The following is a 17,838-nucleotide window of genomic DNA, read 5'->3' as shown; positions in this document are numbered from 1 at the left end:
TTTGAATTAAATACAGTTTTGATTGTTATCCTAGCGAATGCTATCAAAATTGGAGGTAATTTAATGAAAAAACATAAAATACGTTTACGAATCTATATTTTAATAGCCTTAGTACTAACTTTGCCAATATTATTAAATGTATATTCACCCATCTTAATGGTTTGGGGAATTAGTAATGGTATTATCACAGCGAGCGTTATTATTTTTGCAGCATGGTTCATTCTATCGCTATTTATGGGCAGATCATTATCATGTGGCTACACTTGCCCATATGGGGCGTTACAAGAAATTTTAGGATTTCATGTTTTAAAAAAGAAGCCTAAATCTGAAAAAGCAAATAAAATAAGATATTTTGTATTTGTAATATTCCTTCTATTGGTTTCATTTTTAATTTTTAATTTGGGAGTAGCAAAAAACATTGATTTGTTTGCTTCAAATGGCAATTTACAATTGGTTATTCTCATAACTATTTCAATAATTACCATTAGCTTATTATCAATACTATTTGGAAGTAGAGCATTTTGTAGATATCTATGTCCTCAAGGTGTGTTTTTAACAATAGGATCCAAAATTGGTAGAAAAATTAGAATACCCTCCTTACAATTAAAATCAACCCACATTAACTGTTCGAACTGTAAATTATGTGATAAATCATGTCCAATGGGTTTAGATGTTAACCAGATGGTTAGTAACAGTACTATGAATGACTTAAATTGCATATTGTGTGGTGAATGTATAGATCAATGCCCTAAAGATGCAATTAATTATTCATTCACAGCTAAAGATTAAAAAATAGGTGATAAAATGAAAATATCTAAAATTGCAGACATTAAATGCTCTCCTAACCCTCACGGAGTGGATGCACGTAAAATATATGATACAGAAAATGCTGTTGTCGTTCACATGACCATTAAACCTGGAGAATCCTTAAAAAAACATAGCACCCCTGTTGATGTGTTTTTCTATGTTCTGGAGGGTGAGGGTATAGTTGAAATTGGAGATGAAAAAGAAAAGGTAAATAAAGATTCTCTGATTGAAAGTCCTGCCAAAACCCCTCATACATGGTACAATAAAGGACAAAACGATCTGAGAATATTAATAGTCAAAGTTCCAAGACCCAATAAATCTACAAAAATCGTATAAAAAAAATTTGGGGAGTTATCTAATTTGATAAAAGAAAAAAATGAAGAGAAAAGAAAAATGGACTGGAAATGTCCACTTTCTTTAAATAATGATAAAAACTCTTCCCTAAGACAAATTATTTGTAAAGGTTGTGGTACAATGTTTAAAAGCAATTATAAATCAAATTATTGTTTAGAATGTAAAGAAATATTTTATGATGAACCTTAAGAATTATAGATATACCGAGACATAGTTTAAATTAACAGCACCTCTAATTAAATAATATATTCAATATCTAAATATATGAATAAATGAGTGTATATATAAGTAAATGCATTCATTTATAAGTAAAGTCATATATGTGATACTTGATACATACACAGGTAAAATATTATTTATAAATCAATAGTTTTCATAATATCTTGAGTAATCATATATTATTCACCAAATAATCTGGAAAATCTTTTTAACAACACTTGCATACTTATTTTATTTAAAATGTCAAAAAGTCACTCTACAGACATGTAAATAATTGCACGACAGAGGGGGTACATGTTAAAAAAAATACTTCAAATACAAATTTAATATGATAAGTTAATTTTAATTATTTATCTAGCACCATAATAGCAAATAGGAGTTTGTACATACAATGTTATAGGTTATTAATAATGGCAGATGTTAAAATTCTATTAGTAGAAGATGAGAACATAGAAGCCATGGATATTAAGCGTACATTAGAATTTTTTGGTTATGAGGTTCCTTATGTCGCTTCTAGTGGCGAAGAAGCTGTAGAGAAAGCTTTAGAAATAATGCCCGATCTTATTTTGATTGATGTGGTTCTTATCGGAGATAGTGATGGTATTGATGTTGCTTCTAAGATTAAAGAGCATAATATGCCTGTTATATTTATAACTGCTCATTCTGAAGAGTCTACAATCGAAAGAGCCAAACACACAGAACCCTATGGAATTATAATTAAACCCTACAATCGTATAGAACTTAAATATGCTATAGAACTTGCACTTTACAAAAGCCAGATGGAAAATGAATTGAAAGAAAGTGAATACAATCTTCGCCTTATACTTAATTCGACGGCTGAAGGTATTTTTGGGATCGATCTTGAGGGTCTCTGCACATTTTGCAATACTTCTTCTCTTAACATTTTGGGGTATGATAACCCCAATGAATTAATTGGTAAGAATATACATGACCTGATCCATCAATACGAAACTTCTATTTTAGGCTTTAAAACTGGAAAACATGTTCATATGGCAGATGAAGAGTTTATGATGGCTGATGGGACGATTTTTAGTGCGGAGTACTGGTCTTATCCCCAAATCAAAGACCATGAAATTATTGGGGCAGTGGTCACATTCAAGGACATCACCGAAAGGAAACAAGCTGAAAATGAACTTCTTGAGAGTGAAGATTTTCTGAAAAATATTGTTGAAAATATTCCGAACATGATTTTTATAAAAAGTGCTGACAAACTTAATTTTGAAATGGTTAACAAAGCAGGGGAAGAATTAATGGGTTATTCTAGAGAGGAATTGATTGGTAAAACTGACTATGATTTTTTCCCAAAAAATGAAGCGGATTTTTTCACACAAAAAGATAGAGAAGTCCTTCAAAACAAGAAACTATTAGATATCCCCGAAGAAACTATTGAAAACAAGAATTTAGGTCAAAGAATATTACACACCAAGAAAATTCCTATTTTTAACAAGGAAGGGAATCCCCAATACCTCCTAGGTGTATCAGAAGACATCACGGAGCGTAAAAATGCTGAAAAAGCACTTATAAATAGTGAAAAACGATACAGAACACTTTATTCCTCTATGACTGAAGGTTTGGCTTTCCATAAATTAATTTATGATGATAGTTACGATCCTGTAGATTACGAAATTGTTGATGTGAACAGTGCATATGAAGAAATTCTTGGAATTAGCAGGAAAGAAATTCTGGGGAAAAAAGCTTCGGCGATTTATGGCACTGATAAAGCACCCTACCTAGAAATTTACTACGAAGTGGCTCAAAAAGGGAATCCAACCCACTTTGAAACCTACTTTGAACCAATGGATAAACACTTTAGTATATCCGTTTTTTCACCATCAATAGGAACATTTGCAACAATATTTGAAGATATTACAGAACGTAAAATAGCAGAAGAACAATTAAAAAAATCTTTAGCTGAAAAAGAAGTCCTTCTACGTGAGATCCATCATCGGGTCAAAAACAATCTCCAGATAATCGCTAGTTTACTCCACCTACAAGAAGGTTGTATAGATAAGAAAGACATGGTAGTGGATGTTTTAAAGGAAAGTCAAGGTCGGGTGAAAAGCATGGCTATGGTTCACGAGAAACTCTACCAATCACCCAATTTAACCGAAATCAATTTCAAGCAATACATTGAAAAACTCGTGTACGACATATTATGCACTTACGGAATAAAAATAGGAACTATCAAAGTCCAATTGGATATTGAAGATACTAATCTCAACATTGACACAGCCATACCCCTAGGACTCGTCATCAACGAACTAATAACCAACAGCGTTAAACATGCCTTCCCTAAATCCGAAGGAACCATAACCATCAAACTCAAATCTCAACCTGAAAACATGGCGATCACAATAGCTGATGATGGAATAGGACTACCAAAAGACATCAAACTAGAAAATCCCGAAAAGCTCGGCCTGCAACTAGTACAAAGTCTTGTAAACCAGTTGGACGGAGATTTAAAACTTAATACTGATAACGGTACCGAATTTAAAATCACATTTAAAGAATTAAAATATAAAAAAAGGATTTAAGGTTGGTAGATGTAATGGTGGATGGCTCTGATTTGATTGAACGGTTTAGATATTTTCCTGAATTATCCAGTATTTTAATAGTAGTGGCTGGCTTGCTGGTTCTTTTGGGTTGGGCTTTTGATATTTCCATCCTGAAAAGCCCTGGCATAGGGGGTTCCACCATAAAAACTAATGTCGCGGTGGCCTTGATTTTCTTTGGGGTTTCGCTGTGGTTATTGCAAAAAAAGAGAACCACGAGGAATATGCGCAGCATAGCTCAGATAAGTGCTATTATAGTAACATTGATAGGAATTCTAACCCTGATTGAATATTTATTTGCCATAAATTTGGGTATTGATCAAATACTGTTTAAAGAGCTTCCTGGTGCATTATACGCATCCAGTCCTAATAGGATGGCATTAGATGTTGCTGTTGCTTTTATTCTTATAGGTCCTTCTCTGCTATTTTTGAGTAGAAATACACCAAAAACTGTTAACTGGTCTCAAATTATTGCACTTATCACCGTTTTTGTTGTGGCTTTACCGTTAATAGGATTTCTTTATGGTGCTCCTCAATTATATTACATTCCTAATTTCACGGGAGTGGCCATTTATGCTGTGTTATTATTGTTATGGGCAAGTTTAAGCATTTTATTTGCACGGCCTGATCAAGGATTTGTTTCTAATTTAACTAGTAATCAACTTGGTTCATATTTCACTCAACGTATTCTTCCAATTCTAATAATTTTTACAATTATTATAGGATTTATCACATATTTAGGTGTTAAAGCCGGATTATACGATCCCTCATTTGGACTTTCAATACTTATTTTATCTACATTAATAATCTACACCATAATATTCTTGTGGTTTGCCATTACATTAAATAAAACAGATTTTGAACGTGATAAGGCCGAAGAACAACTGAAAGAAAATTTGGATAATCTTGAGATAACAGTAAAAAAACGAACAAATGAGTTAACTAATGCTAATGTCCTACTAAAAGAGGAAATTAAAGAACGTGAAAACATGGAAAAGGAGATAAAAACCTCTCTTGAAGAAAAAGAAATGCTCCTCAAGGAAATCCATCACAGAGTCAAAAATAATTTGATGATCATAAGCAGCCTATTGAATCTGCAGTCAGGTTATATTAAAGATAAAGAATCTCAAGTTATTTTCAAGGAAAGTCAAAACCGTGCACGGTCCATGGCACTTATACATGAACGATTGTACCAATCAACTGATCTTAAAAGGATAGATTTTGGTGACTACATCACTTCACTAGCCAATGAACTTTTCCATACCTACGAGGCTAAACCCTGTCTTATAAAACTAAATATTAATGTTGAAGATGTTCTTCTGGATATAAACACAGCAATACCCTTAGGATTAATAGTAAATGAACTCATCACCAACAGTCTAACACACGCTTTTCCAGAGGGCAAAAGAGGAAAAATCAATGTTAAATTCCATCCCAAAGACGATCACTACGAATTCACAGTAAAAGATAACGGAATAGGATTCCCCAAAGATATAGACTTCCAGAACACAGATTCACTAGGTTTACAATTAATAAACAGTTTAACCGACCAAATAGATGGTAACATAAAACTAGACCGAACCACTGGAACAGAATTTAAAATCACTTTCAAAGAATTAGACTATAATAAAGGTTAAGATGGAATTAACTATGCAAACACGATATACTCAAATTAACAGCACCTATGAGTAAATAACATAGTAAGTGAGTAAATGTATAAATGAGTGAAGGTGTAAATGAGTAAACACATTACTTTATAAGTAAACCTATATATATGGATCATGATCTATAGCACCAATACAGATTCATTGAGAAGTAAGAATGCAGGCAAAATACTATTTCGAAGTCAATAGTTTAGATTTTTTGGCTATCTTTCATACTTAGAGAATACCATCAGAAAATAGCTGTATTTTAAAACTTAATCTATAGTGTGCGACATTAAATTTTTAACAATTTGTTTTTATAAATTTTTTTATCCAGTTTTCGTGATATGTTTTATTTTCGATTATTTCATCGTAATTGGATTTGAATTTCTGAATTAGGAATGTTTTATTTGTTATATAGATTTTTGAGAGTTCTCGTTATGAACATCATCTAATATAAAATTTTCCATGTCGCAAACTATAATATCCATTATTACATAAAAAAAATAGAAAAAATATGTGAGGAGTTTTAAATCCTCTAATTTTCGCTTAATTTTATTTTATGTTGTGGTTGTTGTGAATTTTGTTGTGTATGGTGTTGTTAGTCCTGCTCCGCCTGTGCTTGTAACGCTGTTTGAATGTAGTATGACTGTGTAGGTTGTTCCTCTTGCAAATGCTGCGTTGGCTGTTATATTCAGTGTGTTACCGTTTATACTGGTTGTGTATGGTTTTATTTGTCCGTATTGATTTTTGAGTTCTATCCATGAGTTAGTTCCGAGTTGGATGGCTTTGCTGAAGTTGATTTGTATCACCTTATTTACAGCCACATTAACTTCGTTGTTCATTGGACTTGTGCTTGTTACGACTGGTGGTAAGGTTGTTGTGAATATGGTTGTGTACGGTGTGTTTAAACCATTTCCTTGCATGTCTGTTATGCTGTTGGAGTGTAGGATGACTGTGTATTTAGTTCCTGCATTTAAGAGTGAGTTAGGTGTTATTGATAGTACATTTCCTATTATGTTTGTTGTGTATGGTACTATTGTTCCACTGTTGCTTGTTTTGAGTTCGATCCATGGATTGGTTCCGAGTTGTATGGCTTTATCAAAGGTTATCTGTATCACCTTATTTAATGCGACGTTAAATGCATTGTAAAGTGGACTTGTACTGGTAACAACTGGTGCAGCCTCTGTTGTGAATCGTGTTGTATAAGGGGCTGTTAATCCAATTCCAGCTAGATTTGTGATACTGTTGGAGTGTAGGATAACAGAATATTGTGTTCCTAGTGCTAGTATTGAGGATGGTGTTATGGATAATACATTGTCTAATATGTTTGTTGAGAATGTTTTGGTGTTTCCTGTTCCTGTTTCATAGAGTTCTATCCAAGGGTTCATTCCGAGTTGTATGTTTCTGTCAAATACTATCCCTATAACCTTATTCAAAGCGACATTAACTGCATTGTTCACCGGATCTGTATTTGTAACAACTGGAGGCACATTTTCATTAATTGTAACATCTGTATTTACAGTTTCTGCATCAACCGTTGATGTTATTGTAGATATTCCCGGATTTAAACCTGCTGTAAATATGGATGATGCTTCACCATTAATCATAGTACCGGTTAATGGATTAACTGTGCCTAATGCATCACTTGCGAAGTTAACAACAATTCCATCAGGAACATGACCACCCGTAGGGTTTTGGTAAACACCATCTTGATCATGTAACAGATCAGCTGTGATATTTGATGTTTCACCAGTATTAATGGTATTCGGATCCGATGTAGTAGTTAAAACTAACCACTTAGAAACAGAGGCCCCAGATACTCTTCCTGCAGAAACTGGATCGGATCCCACAAAATTAGACCCCCACCAATTATAATCAACATCACAAGAACCTCCACTAGAATATATATCATTTGGAGTATTTCCTACAATCCGACAGAAACTCACATTCAAAGTACCAAAATGATTGTATATAGCACCACCCGAATTTGCAGTGTTACTGGTGAAAGTACTGCCATTAACAGTCACGCTACGCTGGATATCGTTGAAGATAGCACCACCATTAGTTGCGGTGTTACTGGTAAAAGTACTGCCATTAACAGTCACACTACCATCATGATTGATGATAGCACCACCAAAATAAGTTGCAGAGTTACTGGTGAAAGTACTGTTGTTTACAGTCACAGTACCATAAGAATTGTAGATAGCACCACCATAATAAGTTGCAGAGTTACTGGTGAAAGTACTGTTATTTACAGTCAAAGTACCATCATTGGAGATAGTACCACCATAATAAGCTGCAGAGTTACTGGTGAAAGTACTGTTATTTACAGTCAAAGTACCACCATAATCATTGCAGATAGCACCACCAGAATCAGTTGCGGTGTTACTGGTGAAAGTACTGTTGTTTACTGTCAAAGTACCATAATTGTAGATAGCACCACCATTATTAGTTGTGGTTGCGTTGGTTAGTGTTAGGTTGTTGATTGTAAAGTTTATTCCAGGGTTTATATGGAATATCCAGTTGGTGCCGGTTCCGTTTATTATGGTGTCTGTTTGACTTTCTCCATTAATTGTCATGTTTTTATCAATGGTGATTTGTGTGTTGTTTATTCCTTTGTATTGTTCATGGGCTATGTATATTTGTCCGTTGGTGTTTACTGTTCCTGTTGCGTTTTTTATTGAATATTTCGGGCCGATTATACCTGATTGATATGTTGCAGATTCACCATTCCAATCATCATTTCCCAGAGTACTATTTCCATTAACATAAATAGTATCTCCCGGAGCAGCTGAAACATTACCCATACCCAAAGCAAAAATAACCCCTAATAATGTTATTAAAACTGCAAAAACCATTAAATTATGATCATTTATTGAAAATTTATTTATTCTATAAATCTTTCCACCCCCTCCCAAAAAAATTATTTACCATCCTTTAATATTTTTACAATATGGACTATTAATATATATTGTTTAATAACAACCTAATAGAAAGACTTTTAAGTAAAAAAAAGTATTTTGGTGACTTTTTCACATAATTGAATACACACAAAATAAAATTCATAAAATTTATTTTACCATGGTTTACTTGAACGAAATAACTTTTTTTTTGAGAAATAAAATTGTATATAATGAAGTACGTACCATCAAGTGTTCTATAAGTTGTTGCGATAAGTTATTTCGGAATTTATTTATGATAACTATTATTTAAAAACTAAACATTTTTGTTAAATACATATTTTGGTTCGTGAATTCATTACATCTCAAACAGATAAATAATTATAAAATAGTATATTTCCAATTCATTTTATCTAATACTGGTCTAAGCCGGAAGATATGCAGGCAACACACCTTCATAATCTGGTTAGTATTCCACTTTTCAATTTCAGTTGAATTAGCAATATTTATAATGAATACAGTTCACCAATTTCATTCTTTCCTTCCTACAAAATATCCATAACCGATATAGTCCTTGCTATCTTTAAAAAAATTGTTATACTCAATCATGCCTCTTCTTAAACTTTTGTTTATCAACATGTACCAGCTCATTTTCAAAATGCCAGTAATGCCAAGAGTCTTGATATATAACATCTCCATGTTTTGCATTTTGTCTGAAAAATTATTTATCTTTATGTCAGTTAAACCCATCTTAATATAGAAGTCACGCCACTCGTCAAAGGTCTTGGTTGAAAATCCCCCCCAAATTTCAAATGCTTTATCAACGGCCTTCTTATCAGGAACCTTTTGCCAGCTCATCTCAAGGTCGGCTACATACCCGCCTGGCTTTGTAACTCTTATAAATTCTCTGAAAGCTCTCTCTTTATCCATCAAAACCGTGGAGCATTCCGCGAAAACTACATCGAATGAATTATCATCAAAGGGGAGTTTTTGCGCATCGAGGTTCATAAAACTTATTTTCTCCGAAAGCTTTTTTTTGGAAACAGCTTGTTTTGCGTACTCGACCATGTTGCTTGACATATCCACGCCGATAATATTGCAGCCATATTTCTGTGCAATATGGATCGCTGTAATTCCCTTTCCACTCCCAATATCTAAAACATTTGAATCTTTATTTATTTTGCAGTCATTTGCCATTTCAAAGGTTTTTTCCAAACCGCCGGGATGAAGTATTTCAACTCCACATGAATACATCATCTCGTCGATGTTTGCCATAGTGTTTGAAACGTTTTCAGAAGTCATTCCTTACCTCCATTCTTTTTTAAGAATTAATATCGCCCCAACTCACTTAAATGTTCATTACTCTTATCCATCAATTAGTGTTTATAACATTCTAACTATTATTAGTAACGATTCACGTTCAAAATGACTATCCATCATACTTAGAGAATAACAATCAGCAATAGTTATATTCAGTACATTTCACAACTACCATATCCACACAAAAGGTTCAATTTTATTTGCACATCACATGAGAGATTATAAACCTTTTATTACTGGATGAATTTAAAATAGTTAAATTCATCTTTCTTTGAAAACATAGAATAGTTGGTGGAAATGTTGTATCTTAATATATATTAGAAAAAATTGTCTTAACATATTTTAATGGCTTCTGTTTTATATTTCTGGCCCAGATAACTGCAAATATAATTCGAATATTTCTATCCTCATTTAATAGGGATTCATTGACCCATCTTTAAACCAGTATATAAGATAAACTTTAATGAAAAATCCATAGAATCTGTTAATCCATAGAATAAAAGGAGAAAAAAAATGATTACAAAAATGAGTGAAAGTAAAGGAAATATATTGGGATTCAAAATGATAGGAGATATTTCTAAAGAAGATTATAAAATATTGGTACCCGAAGTGCAAGCTCTTGTAGACAAAGAAGGATCAATCTCCCTACTTATGGATATAACACAATTCAAATGGGAAGATATAGATGCATGGGGGGCTGATTTTAACTTTGGCCGTACATACCGCAAGAAAATAAATAAAATGGCCGTCGTTGGGGATAAAACTTGGGAAAAGTGTATAACAAATCTTGCAGAACCTTTTTATTCCATAGAAGCAAAGTTTTTCAACCCAGATGATATAAAAGATGCATGGAAATGGTTAAAAGAGTAAAAAATCTCCAAACTTAAAATTAGAATACCATTGTCTCAAATATTCCCACCAAAACCGTTGAAGACATGGGATCCATTGCAAGAGGACACCTATATTTTATCTGCCCATGGTTCCCTTAAATTTAGAAATTCTGGCCATTATTCCCTGAAATAACAACTATTCTTGTTAAATCATCAACAAATCTTAATTTGCCTAATAGGAGGTTGAGATCATTAATTGGTATGAATTGATAATTACATGGGTTCCAATAGCGTTTTCAGTAGTAGGTTCGATTATAATCATTTATGGTGGCATATTAGCAACAATCAAAACTTTAGTATCTGAAATAAGAAGAAAACATTTTTATTATGCTGAGATTCGATTTAATTTCACTTCCAAAATTGCGCTTGGATTGGAATTTTTTATAGCGGGTGACCTTATAAAAACCATCACCGAACCAACATTCTCTCAAATCACCACACTAGCCGTAATTGTAGGTATACGTACAGTAATAGGATATTTCATGGACAAAGAATCAAAAGAACTCAAAAAAGAAATTCAAAAAAATGGATTATAAATAAATAAAAATTTTTTTCTAGAGGGTAAAAGTATGGTGGAATCAAGGAAGATACGGATTAATGTTGTAGATTCTGAGGAGAATAGGAGTAGGTGTTATTGTAGATTATGTCCTAGCTATCCTCATGATTGTGAAGGTGAAATTTTATTTTGTGGTAAAAAAGCTAGTAAATGTGAAATTAATGCCAAAGGATGTCTCTGTAGCAAATGCCCAATATATTCTGAAAACAAATTGAAAGGAAACTACTACTGTGACAAAGTTGAAACCGGTACAAGTAAAATCCTAATGCGAAAACAAAAGGCAAATGAAGACTCCCATTTCTATAACAAAATTGTAGATATAAAAGATCAAAGCCTCAACGGCCAAAATATAGTAGTGGCAATGGGTTCAAGGAAGAAACAATTGTTTTCACTCGATGAACTATTTTTTGTGCCAGCTCAAGTAAATAAAATACCTTTAAACATTGAAGAACCAGTTAACACTACTTTAACATTAGGTCCAAATGCTAAAAAACCATTAAAAGTTTCATCACCCATTATGATATCGGGAATGAGTTTTGGTGCTGTTTCCAAAAATGTGAAAATAATAATAGCTGAAGCTGCAGAAAAACTAAAAATCGCATACAATTCAGGTGAAGGCGGAATAATAGACGAAAACAGAACAACTAACTTAGATTACAAAATAGTACAATACTCAACTGGCAGATACGGAGTAGATGAAGACATACTTAAATCTGCAGCAGCAATTGAAATCAGATTTGGACAAGGAGCATACCCGGGTAAAGGAAGTTATTTGCCCGCAGAAAAGATTACACCTGAAGTTGCAAGAATGAGAGGTCTTAAAAAGGGTGAATCATCTTATTCACCTGCACATCACTCGGATATGACAGATGTTGATGCTATAAAAGATAAGGTAAAATGGCTTCGTGAACTTACAAATGGTGTCCCGATTGGTGCTAAAATCGGATGTGGAGATGTAGAAGCAGATGTTGAAGTTTTAGCTGAAGTGGGTATGGATTTCATAGCCCTTGATGGTTTTGGTGGAGGAACTGGAGCTACTAATTTATATGTACGTGATAATGTTGGTATGCCTGTCTTTGTGGCTATTCCACTTGCATTTAAAACACTTGATGATCTAGGTGTTAAAGATAAAACAACTTTAATAGCTGGTGGAGGTCTGCGTAGCTCTGCTGATTTTGCTAAATGTTTAGCTTTAGGTGCTGATGCAGTTTATATCGGTACCACAGCTTTGATAGCAATTAATTGTCAGCAGTATAGAGTATGTTACTCCGGTCTTTGTCCAACTGGTATTGCTACACAAAATCCAGAACTAATCAAACAACTGGATATTGGCGAAGGAATTTCAAAGTTGACTAATTTTATACAATTATCAACGGAAGAAATTGCTAACCTAACTCGTATCGTAGGAAAAAACGATACAAATTTACTTTCTAAGGAAGATATTCGCTCTGAAAGTCCAGATATGGCCAAACTCACAAATATTCGCTGGATGAACGGACAATATCTTAACTAAATGAATCATAAAGTCATGATTTCAGTTAAATCTAGTAAAAAATATATCCGAGGGAGTGCATATATTTCTTATAGAGAGGTGATTTATTATGGGTAAAATTGAATTTAATATGGAAAATTGGGATAAGTGCATCTGCAAAAATTGTCCAACTCAGGCTGAAAGTATGTGTGTGAAAGAAAAAAAGATGAAAGCCATGGAAATGATGCCAAAAATAAAAGAAAGCAAAATGATGCCCAAACCCGAAATGGTTCCAGGAATGTATTGCGCAAATGGAAAAGGTGTATGCGAAGATGTTGATTTCAGTAAAATGTGCATATGTAACGAATGTGACCTTTGGAAAGAATACAACCTTGCAAACGGACAACCCATGGGATATTTCTGCAGAGACGGAGAAGCAAAATAGAAGCACTAATTAAGGATGAATACTTAGATTGATAGAAAGGACAAATACTAATATGGAGTCCTAACAGGCTCCTCTTTACTTATTTTTAAAGTTAGATTTAAATGATATCACATTTAAATTTCATACATTAAACTTATCAGATTAAAAACTTTCTATTTAAAAAAAGAGGAGATATTCTTGTTTATAGATAACTTAGACAAAATAATTGGAAACATTACCCGTCTTGCAATGATGTTAGGAACATTTTTGTATTTGTGAAGAAGGATATGAATTAACACTGAAACATTCATTTTTTATCAAATTCTTTTTTTTCATTTTATTTGACATTTCGTCTATTTATTTTCACATAAGTATATATGGATAATCATACAAAAAAGGGTATAGTGACTGAACTAACATTTTTATGAGTTTTTGATAGTTAAATTGGCTAAATATTTATTAAGTTCAGGTTAAATTAGCTTTTTTTGTAAGTATAGATACATTTTTTCTATAGTAAGTGATAATATTTCATTTCTAGAAAGAATTAGCATATATAACGTCTTATGAGTATAATAAAAAAAAAATTACTTTTCTGATGTTTTAACTAATTTTGATAATGTTTTCATAGTTCCAAGTTGATGGAATCAACAAGGATCTTAAAAATGATTTAACATCATGAAATTTAGTTTACATATTGAAGTGTATACGGAGACTTAGAGCCATCCAACCTTCTAAAATAGCTAAAAATCAATAATTCACGATAATAGCCATAAATGGCATAAAAAGGAAAAATTTAGATAGAATATAAAAAGGAAGAACAAAATGTATTCAGACAGAAAATTAAAATATTTAAACATATTCAACCAGAATGTTGAAGAAGAAATAGGATTCAAGGAGAATATAGAATGAGTGTTGAAGTAATTGCAGTGGGAGGATATGAGGAAGTGGGCAAAAATATGACCGCTATCAAGATAGGAGAAGATATCGTAATATTCGACATGGGAATACACCTTGACCGCCTTCATATCCACGAAGATACGAATATAGAAAGAATGCACAGTTTAGACCTCATTGAAAGGGGCGTAATCCCTGATGATACATTAATGAAAGATGTTGATGGTAAAGTAAGGGCAATTGTTTTTACTCATGGACACTTGGACCACATAGGTGCAGTTGCAAAACTCGCACACCGGTATGAAGCACCATTAATTGCTACACCATACACAATGGCATTAATCGAGAAAACCATCAAGGGCGAAAGAAAATTTAAGTTTACAAATCCTCTTAAAGTCTTAAATTCCGGTGAAAATTGTCAAATATCTAAAGACATAACATTAGAATTTGTTCATACAACCCACAGTATACCACAGGCAGTAACACCAGTTCTCCACACATCAGCAGGTATCATAGTATACTCCAATGACTTCAAATTTGACAACCACCAAACACTTTCACCACCACCAGACTACCAAAGATTCAGAGAACTGGGACGAAAAGGAGTTTTAGCTGCAATTATTGACACTACACGTGCAGCAGAGAAGGATCAAGTAAAAACTCACTCAGAAAAAATAGCAAGGATAGTACTCAAAGATATAATGGAAGAACCGTTAAAAGAGGATAATGGAATGTTAGTAACTACCTTTGCATCCCACATAGAAAGAATACAAGCCATATGTAACATTGCTGCTGATAGTAACCGTAAAATCCTCCTTTTAGGACGTTCAATGGAACGTTATTGTACAATGGCCGAGACCATGGGAATATTGAAACTTCCTGAGAATACTAGTGTTTATGGAAGTCCAAAAGCAATTAACAGAGCCCTTGCAAGAGCAGATGAAAACAGGGGCGAATACATCCTGGTCACAACAGGCCACCAGGGAGAACCAGATGCACTGCTTCCACGAATCGCCAACGGAAAAACCATGTTCAATGTACAACAGGGAGACAATATTGTAATATCTGCACCTGTAATACCCAACCCACTGAATAGAGCCAACCGTAACCTTATGGAGAGAAGACTCAAGTCGAGTGGTGCGAGAATATTTACCAACGCACATGTTTCAGGCCATGCTGGTCGTGAAGACCATCGTGACTTCATAAGAATGCTCAACGCTAACCATCTAATACCTGCCCATGGAAACCTTGAAATGTTGACAGCATATGCTGAATTAGCCGAAGAAGAGGGTTATAAACTGGGCAGAGATATTCACTTACTTCGTAATGGACAGGCACAAGTATTCGATGGACCAACAACTGGAAAACCTTGAACAATCAGCCCAAATCATTAATAGAACGGAAAATCATTTCTTTCTAAGTTTTATTCCAAATTAAAGAGTTATCATAATTAGGATACTTGTTTTTTTGGTATATATTTGAATAATTTATCAATTATGAAACTTGGTCAGTTAGATTTTCTTATTTTGAATTTTTAGTGAATATGTAATACTTTATATCAAAAAGAAATGATTGGGTTGATAATTTTATGTTTTTAAATTTTAAAAATAAAATTAAGTTAAATCTTAAAGATGATGTTTTATCAGGTATTACCGTAGCTTTAGCTCTAGTACCTGAAGCTGTTGCTTTTTCAATAATTGCACATGTAAATCCTTTAATTGGATTATACACGGCTTTTATTATAGGATTGATAACAACTATGATTGGTGGCAGACCTGGAATGATCTCCGGTGCTACTGGTTCTATAGCAGTGGTAATAGTTGCTTTGGTAGTGCAGCATGGTGTTGAATATTTATTTGCAGCTATAATTTTAATGGGTCTTATTCAAATAGCAATTGGTATTTTAAAGCTCGGAAAATTCGTTCGTTTAGTTCCACATGCTGTAATGTTCGGTTTTTTAAATGGTCTAGCAATACTCATTTTTGTTGCACAGTTTGCACAGTTTAAAACCGGGGATGGAAGCTGGATAACCGGACCTACACTTTGGATAATGTTAGGATTTGTAGCATTAACAATGGCTATTATTTATCTGTTGCCTAAGGTTACAAAAGCTGTTCCTGCAGCTTTAACTGCAATTGTGGTAGTTTCAGCTATTACAATAATATTCCAAATTTCTACAAAAACAGTTGGTGACATAACTTCAATTGCCGGAGGTTTTCCTGCATTTCACATACCATTAGTTCCATTGAATCTTGAAACTCTTCAAATCATATTACCTTATTCCATTATAATGGCTTTAGTTGGATTGATTGAAAGTTTATTGACACTGAATATTATAGATGAAATGACAGAAACCCGTGGACGGGGAAATAAAGAAAGTATAGGTCAGGGAGTAGCAAATCTAGTTTGTGGGTTCTTTAGTGGAATGGGTGGCTGTGCCATGGTGGGCCAAAGCATTATTAACATCACTTCAGGAGGTAGAACCCGAATTTCTGGAATTGTGGCAGCCCTGGGATTATTAATATTCATCCTGGCAGGCTCTTCACTAGTGGAAAAAATACCTATGGCCGCATTAGTTGGTTTAATGTTTATGGTTGCTCTAGGTACATTTGAGTGGACTTCATTGAAAATATTTAAAAAAGTACCAAGAATCGATGTGGTGGTAATGGTAACAGTCACTTCAATCACTGCAATATTCAATAACCTTGCATTAGCCGTTATTGTTGGAGTTGTTATTTCTGCATTAGTATTTGCATGGGAAAGTGGAAAAAGAATTAACGCAAAAGTAACAGTCGATGAAAATCAAGTAAAACACTACAAAATATCCGGCCCTCTTTTCTTTGGTTCAGTAACCACTTTCAAAGATATATTTGATTATTCAAATGATCCTGATGAAATAATTATTGACTTTAGCAAATCTACTGTTAGAGATCATTCAGCAATTGAAGCATTAAATACTGTAACTGAAAGATATGCAAAATTGGATAAAAAGGTCCATCTTAAACATTTAAGCCAAGACTGCAGGCTAATCTTAGACAATGCATCAGAAATAATAGATATTAATCACTGGGAAGATCGTTCATTATAAATATCAATTAAACCAATGAATAAAATCTTTGTCTTATAAGAAAATCTTATAAAAAAAATTCGTTTAACTTAAAGAGGAAATATACTTCCTGTAGTGAAATGATTTAAAAATTAAATCATTAAAGACTCTGTCAGGTGAAAGTTAAAAAAAAATAATGTTATTATTTATTGAATTTATAACAATAGGAGAAATATCATGTTCTTAGATAATTTAATTGTTAAAATTAGTGCATTGGTAGGTATGTTTGTGGGAATTGAATTAATTGCAATAGCCATTTTTACGGTTTCTGTTATATATTTCAGGAGTCCTGTAGTTGCGGGAGTAATTGGAAACTTATCTAGTCTTGGAATGGTATTAGGACTTATCTTAGTTTCTGTGAAGATGGAAATGCGTTAACCATCTGGACATTTATTCTACTCAATATTTACTAATATATTTTTGTTTGATAAAATCATCTCTTCTATTCACATCTTTAAATTAATCCAGCCCTGCGTATATGACATAGTTACTATTTAAATGTATGAATGAGTGCATATATGAGTAAATGCATTCATTTATAAGTTAAAGCTATATATGTGATGCTTGATTACGAGGCAAAATACTATTTCAAAGTCTATAAATTTTAAATTCTAAAAAAAATAGAGGCTGTCAAGTTAATGGGTGTTGGGGTTTGTGAAAAAAAATTTCGATTAACCT

At 33.2% G+C, this 17,838-nt stretch carries 14 protein-coding genes; 12 read left to right on the top strand and 2 right to left on the bottom strand.

What is annotated here, in order from left to right; all coding sequences use genetic code 11:
• Positions 1-63 precede the first annotated feature (63 nt).
• The 5 genes from K8N75_RS00720 to K8N75_RS00700 all read left to right on the top strand — a co-directional run bounded on the left by K8N75_RS00720 (position 64) and on the right by K8N75_RS00700 (position 5,590).
• Entirely contained in the window at positions 64-789 is a 726-nt protein-coding gene (locus tag K8N75_RS00720) for a 4Fe-4S binding protein (RefSeq protein WP_223790261.1), read from the top strand.
• A gap of 15 nt (positions 790-804) precedes the next feature.
• The gene (locus K8N75_RS00715) at positions 805-1,143 is read left to right on the top strand and encodes a cupin domain-containing protein (RefSeq protein WP_223790260.1); all 339 of its coding nucleotides are present in this window, start codon (positions 805-807) and stop codon (positions 1,141-1,143) included.
• A gap of 24 nt (positions 1,144-1,167) precedes the next feature.
• Positions 1,168-1,350 carry a hypothetical protein gene (locus tag K8N75_RS00710; protein WP_223790259.1) on the top strand — a complete coding sequence of 61 codons (183 nt, stop codon included), beginning with the start codon at positions 1,168-1,170 and terminating at the stop codon, positions 1,348-1,350.
• Positions 1,351-1,790: 440 nt separating this feature from the next.
• Positions 1,791-3,935, top strand: coding sequence for a PAS domain S-box protein (locus K8N75_RS00705; protein ID WP_223790258.1), 2,145 nt, complete (start codon positions 1,791-1,793; stop codon positions 3,933-3,935).
• A gap of 2 nt (positions 3,936-3,937) precedes the next feature.
• The gene (locus tag K8N75_RS00700) at positions 3,938-5,590 is read left to right on the top strand and encodes a histidine kinase dimerization/phosphoacceptor domain -containing protein (RefSeq protein WP_223790257.1); all 1,653 of its coding nucleotides are present in this window, start codon (positions 3,938-3,940) and stop codon (positions 5,588-5,590) included.
• Between the two features lie 566 nt (positions 5,591-6,156).
• Here the strand turns inward: K8N75_RS00700 and K8N75_RS00695 are convergent.
• Both K8N75_RS00695 and K8N75_RS00690 read right to left on the bottom strand, forming a co-directional pair.
• Positions 6,157-8,457, bottom strand: coding sequence for an Ig-like domain-containing domain (locus K8N75_RS00695; RefSeq protein WP_223790256.1), 2,301 nt, complete (start codon positions 8,455-8,457; stop codon positions 6,157-6,159).
• A 573-nt stretch (positions 8,458-9,030) separates the two neighbouring features.
• Positions 9,031-9,801: a methyltransferase domain-containing protein gene (locus tag K8N75_RS00690; RefSeq protein WP_223790255.1), complete on the bottom strand. Its 771-nt coding sequence runs from the start codon at positions 9,799-9,801 to the stop codon at positions 9,031-9,033.
• A 531-nt stretch (positions 9,802-10,332) separates the two neighbouring features.
• On the opposite strand from K8N75_RS00690, the gene K8N75_RS00685 reads away from it, so the two are divergent.
• The 7 genes from K8N75_RS00685 (at position 10,333) to K8N75_RS00655 (ending at position 17,538) form a co-directional block, all read left to right on the top strand.
• Complete coding sequence (locus K8N75_RS00685) at positions 10,333-10,689, top strand: SpoIIAA family protein (protein WP_223790254.1); 357 nt, start codon at positions 10,333-10,335, stop codon at positions 10,687-10,689.
• A gap of 226 nt (positions 10,690-10,915) precedes the next feature.
• Positions 10,916-11,245 (top strand): DUF1622 domain-containing protein, encoded by a 330-nt coding sequence (locus tag K8N75_RS00680; RefSeq protein ID WP_223790253.1) that lies wholly within the window; start codon positions 10,916-10,918, stop codon positions 11,243-11,245.
• A 33-nt stretch (positions 11,246-11,278) separates the two neighbouring features.
• Positions 11,279-12,778, top strand: coding sequence for a glutamate synthase-related protein (locus K8N75_RS00675; RefSeq protein ID WP_223790252.1), 1,500 nt, complete (start codon positions 11,279-11,281; stop codon positions 12,776-12,778).
• Positions 12,779-12,866: 88 nt separating this feature from the next.
• Positions 12,867-13,181 carry a DUF2769 domain-containing protein gene (locus K8N75_RS00670; RefSeq protein WP_223790251.1) on the top strand — a complete coding sequence of 105 codons (315 nt, stop codon included), beginning with the start codon at positions 12,867-12,869 and terminating at the stop codon, positions 13,179-13,181.
• Positions 13,182-14,065: 884 nt separating this feature from the next.
• Positions 14,066-15,427, top strand: a complete 1,362-nt coding sequence (locus K8N75_RS00665) for an RNase J family beta-CASP ribonuclease (RefSeq protein WP_223790250.1) — start codon at positions 14,066-14,068, stop codon at positions 15,425-15,427.
• A gap of 215 nt (positions 15,428-15,642) precedes the next feature.
• Entirely contained in the window at positions 15,643-17,142 is a 1,500-nt protein-coding gene (locus K8N75_RS00660) for a SulP family inorganic anion transporter (RefSeq protein ID WP_223790249.1), read from the top strand.
• Positions 17,143-17,337: 195 nt separating this feature from the next.
• Positions 17,338-17,538, top strand: a complete 201-nt coding sequence (locus tag K8N75_RS00655; RefSeq protein WP_223790248.1) for a hypothetical protein — start codon at positions 17,338-17,340, stop codon at positions 17,536-17,538.
• The last annotated feature ends 300 nt before the right edge of the window (positions 17,539-17,838 follow it).

This window comes from Methanobacterium spitsbergense (assembly GCF_019931065.1).
Taxonomy (GTDB): domain Archaea; phylum Methanobacteriota; class Methanobacteria; order Methanobacteriales; family Methanobacteriaceae; genus Methanobacterium_B; species Methanobacterium_B spitsbergense.
This window is presented reverse-complemented; position numbering and strand designations above follow the sequence as displayed.

What these genes read in the sequence shown, in the direction of transcription:
- K8N75_RS00720 (WP_223790261.1), top strand. Translation starts at nt 64, where the DNA reads ATGAAAAAACATAAAATACGTTTACGAATCTATATTTTAATAGCCTTA.
- K8N75_RS00715 (WP_223790260.1), top strand. Translation starts at nt 805, where the DNA reads ATGAAAATATCTAAAATTGCAGACATTAAATGCTCTCCTAACCCTCAC.
- K8N75_RS00705 (WP_223790258.1), top strand. Translation starts at nt 1,791, where the DNA reads ATGGCAGATGTTAAAATTCTATTAGTAGAAGATGAGAACATAGAAGCC.
- K8N75_RS00695 (WP_223790256.1), bottom strand. Translation starts at nt 8,457, where the DNA reads ATGGTTTTTGCAGTTTTAATAACATTATTAGGGGTTATTTTTGCTTTG.
- K8N75_RS00690 (WP_223790255.1), bottom strand. Translation starts at nt 9,801, where the DNA reads ATGACTTCTGAAAACGTTTCAAACACTATGGCAAACATCGACGAGATG.
- K8N75_RS00685 (WP_223790254.1), top strand. Translation starts at nt 10,333, where the DNA reads ATGATTACAAAAATGAGTGAAAGTAAAGGAAATATATTGGGATTCAAA.
- K8N75_RS00675 (WP_223790252.1), top strand. Translation starts at nt 11,279, where the DNA reads ATGGTGGAATCAAGGAAGATACGGATTAATGTTGTAGATTCTGAGGAG.
- K8N75_RS00670 (WP_223790251.1), top strand. Translation starts at nt 12,867, where the DNA reads ATGGGTAAAATTGAATTTAATATGGAAAATTGGGATAAGTGCATCTGC.
- K8N75_RS00665 (WP_223790250.1), top strand. Translation starts at nt 14,066, where the DNA reads ATGAGTGTTGAAGTAATTGCAGTGGGAGGATATGAGGAAGTGGGCAAA.
- K8N75_RS00660 (WP_223790249.1), top strand. Translation starts at nt 15,643, where the DNA reads ATGTTTTTAAATTTTAAAAATAAAATTAAGTTAAATCTTAAAGATGAT.
- K8N75_RS00655 (WP_223790248.1), top strand. Translation starts at nt 17,338, where the DNA reads ATGTTCTTAGATAATTTAATTGTTAAAATTAGTGCATTGGTAGGTATG.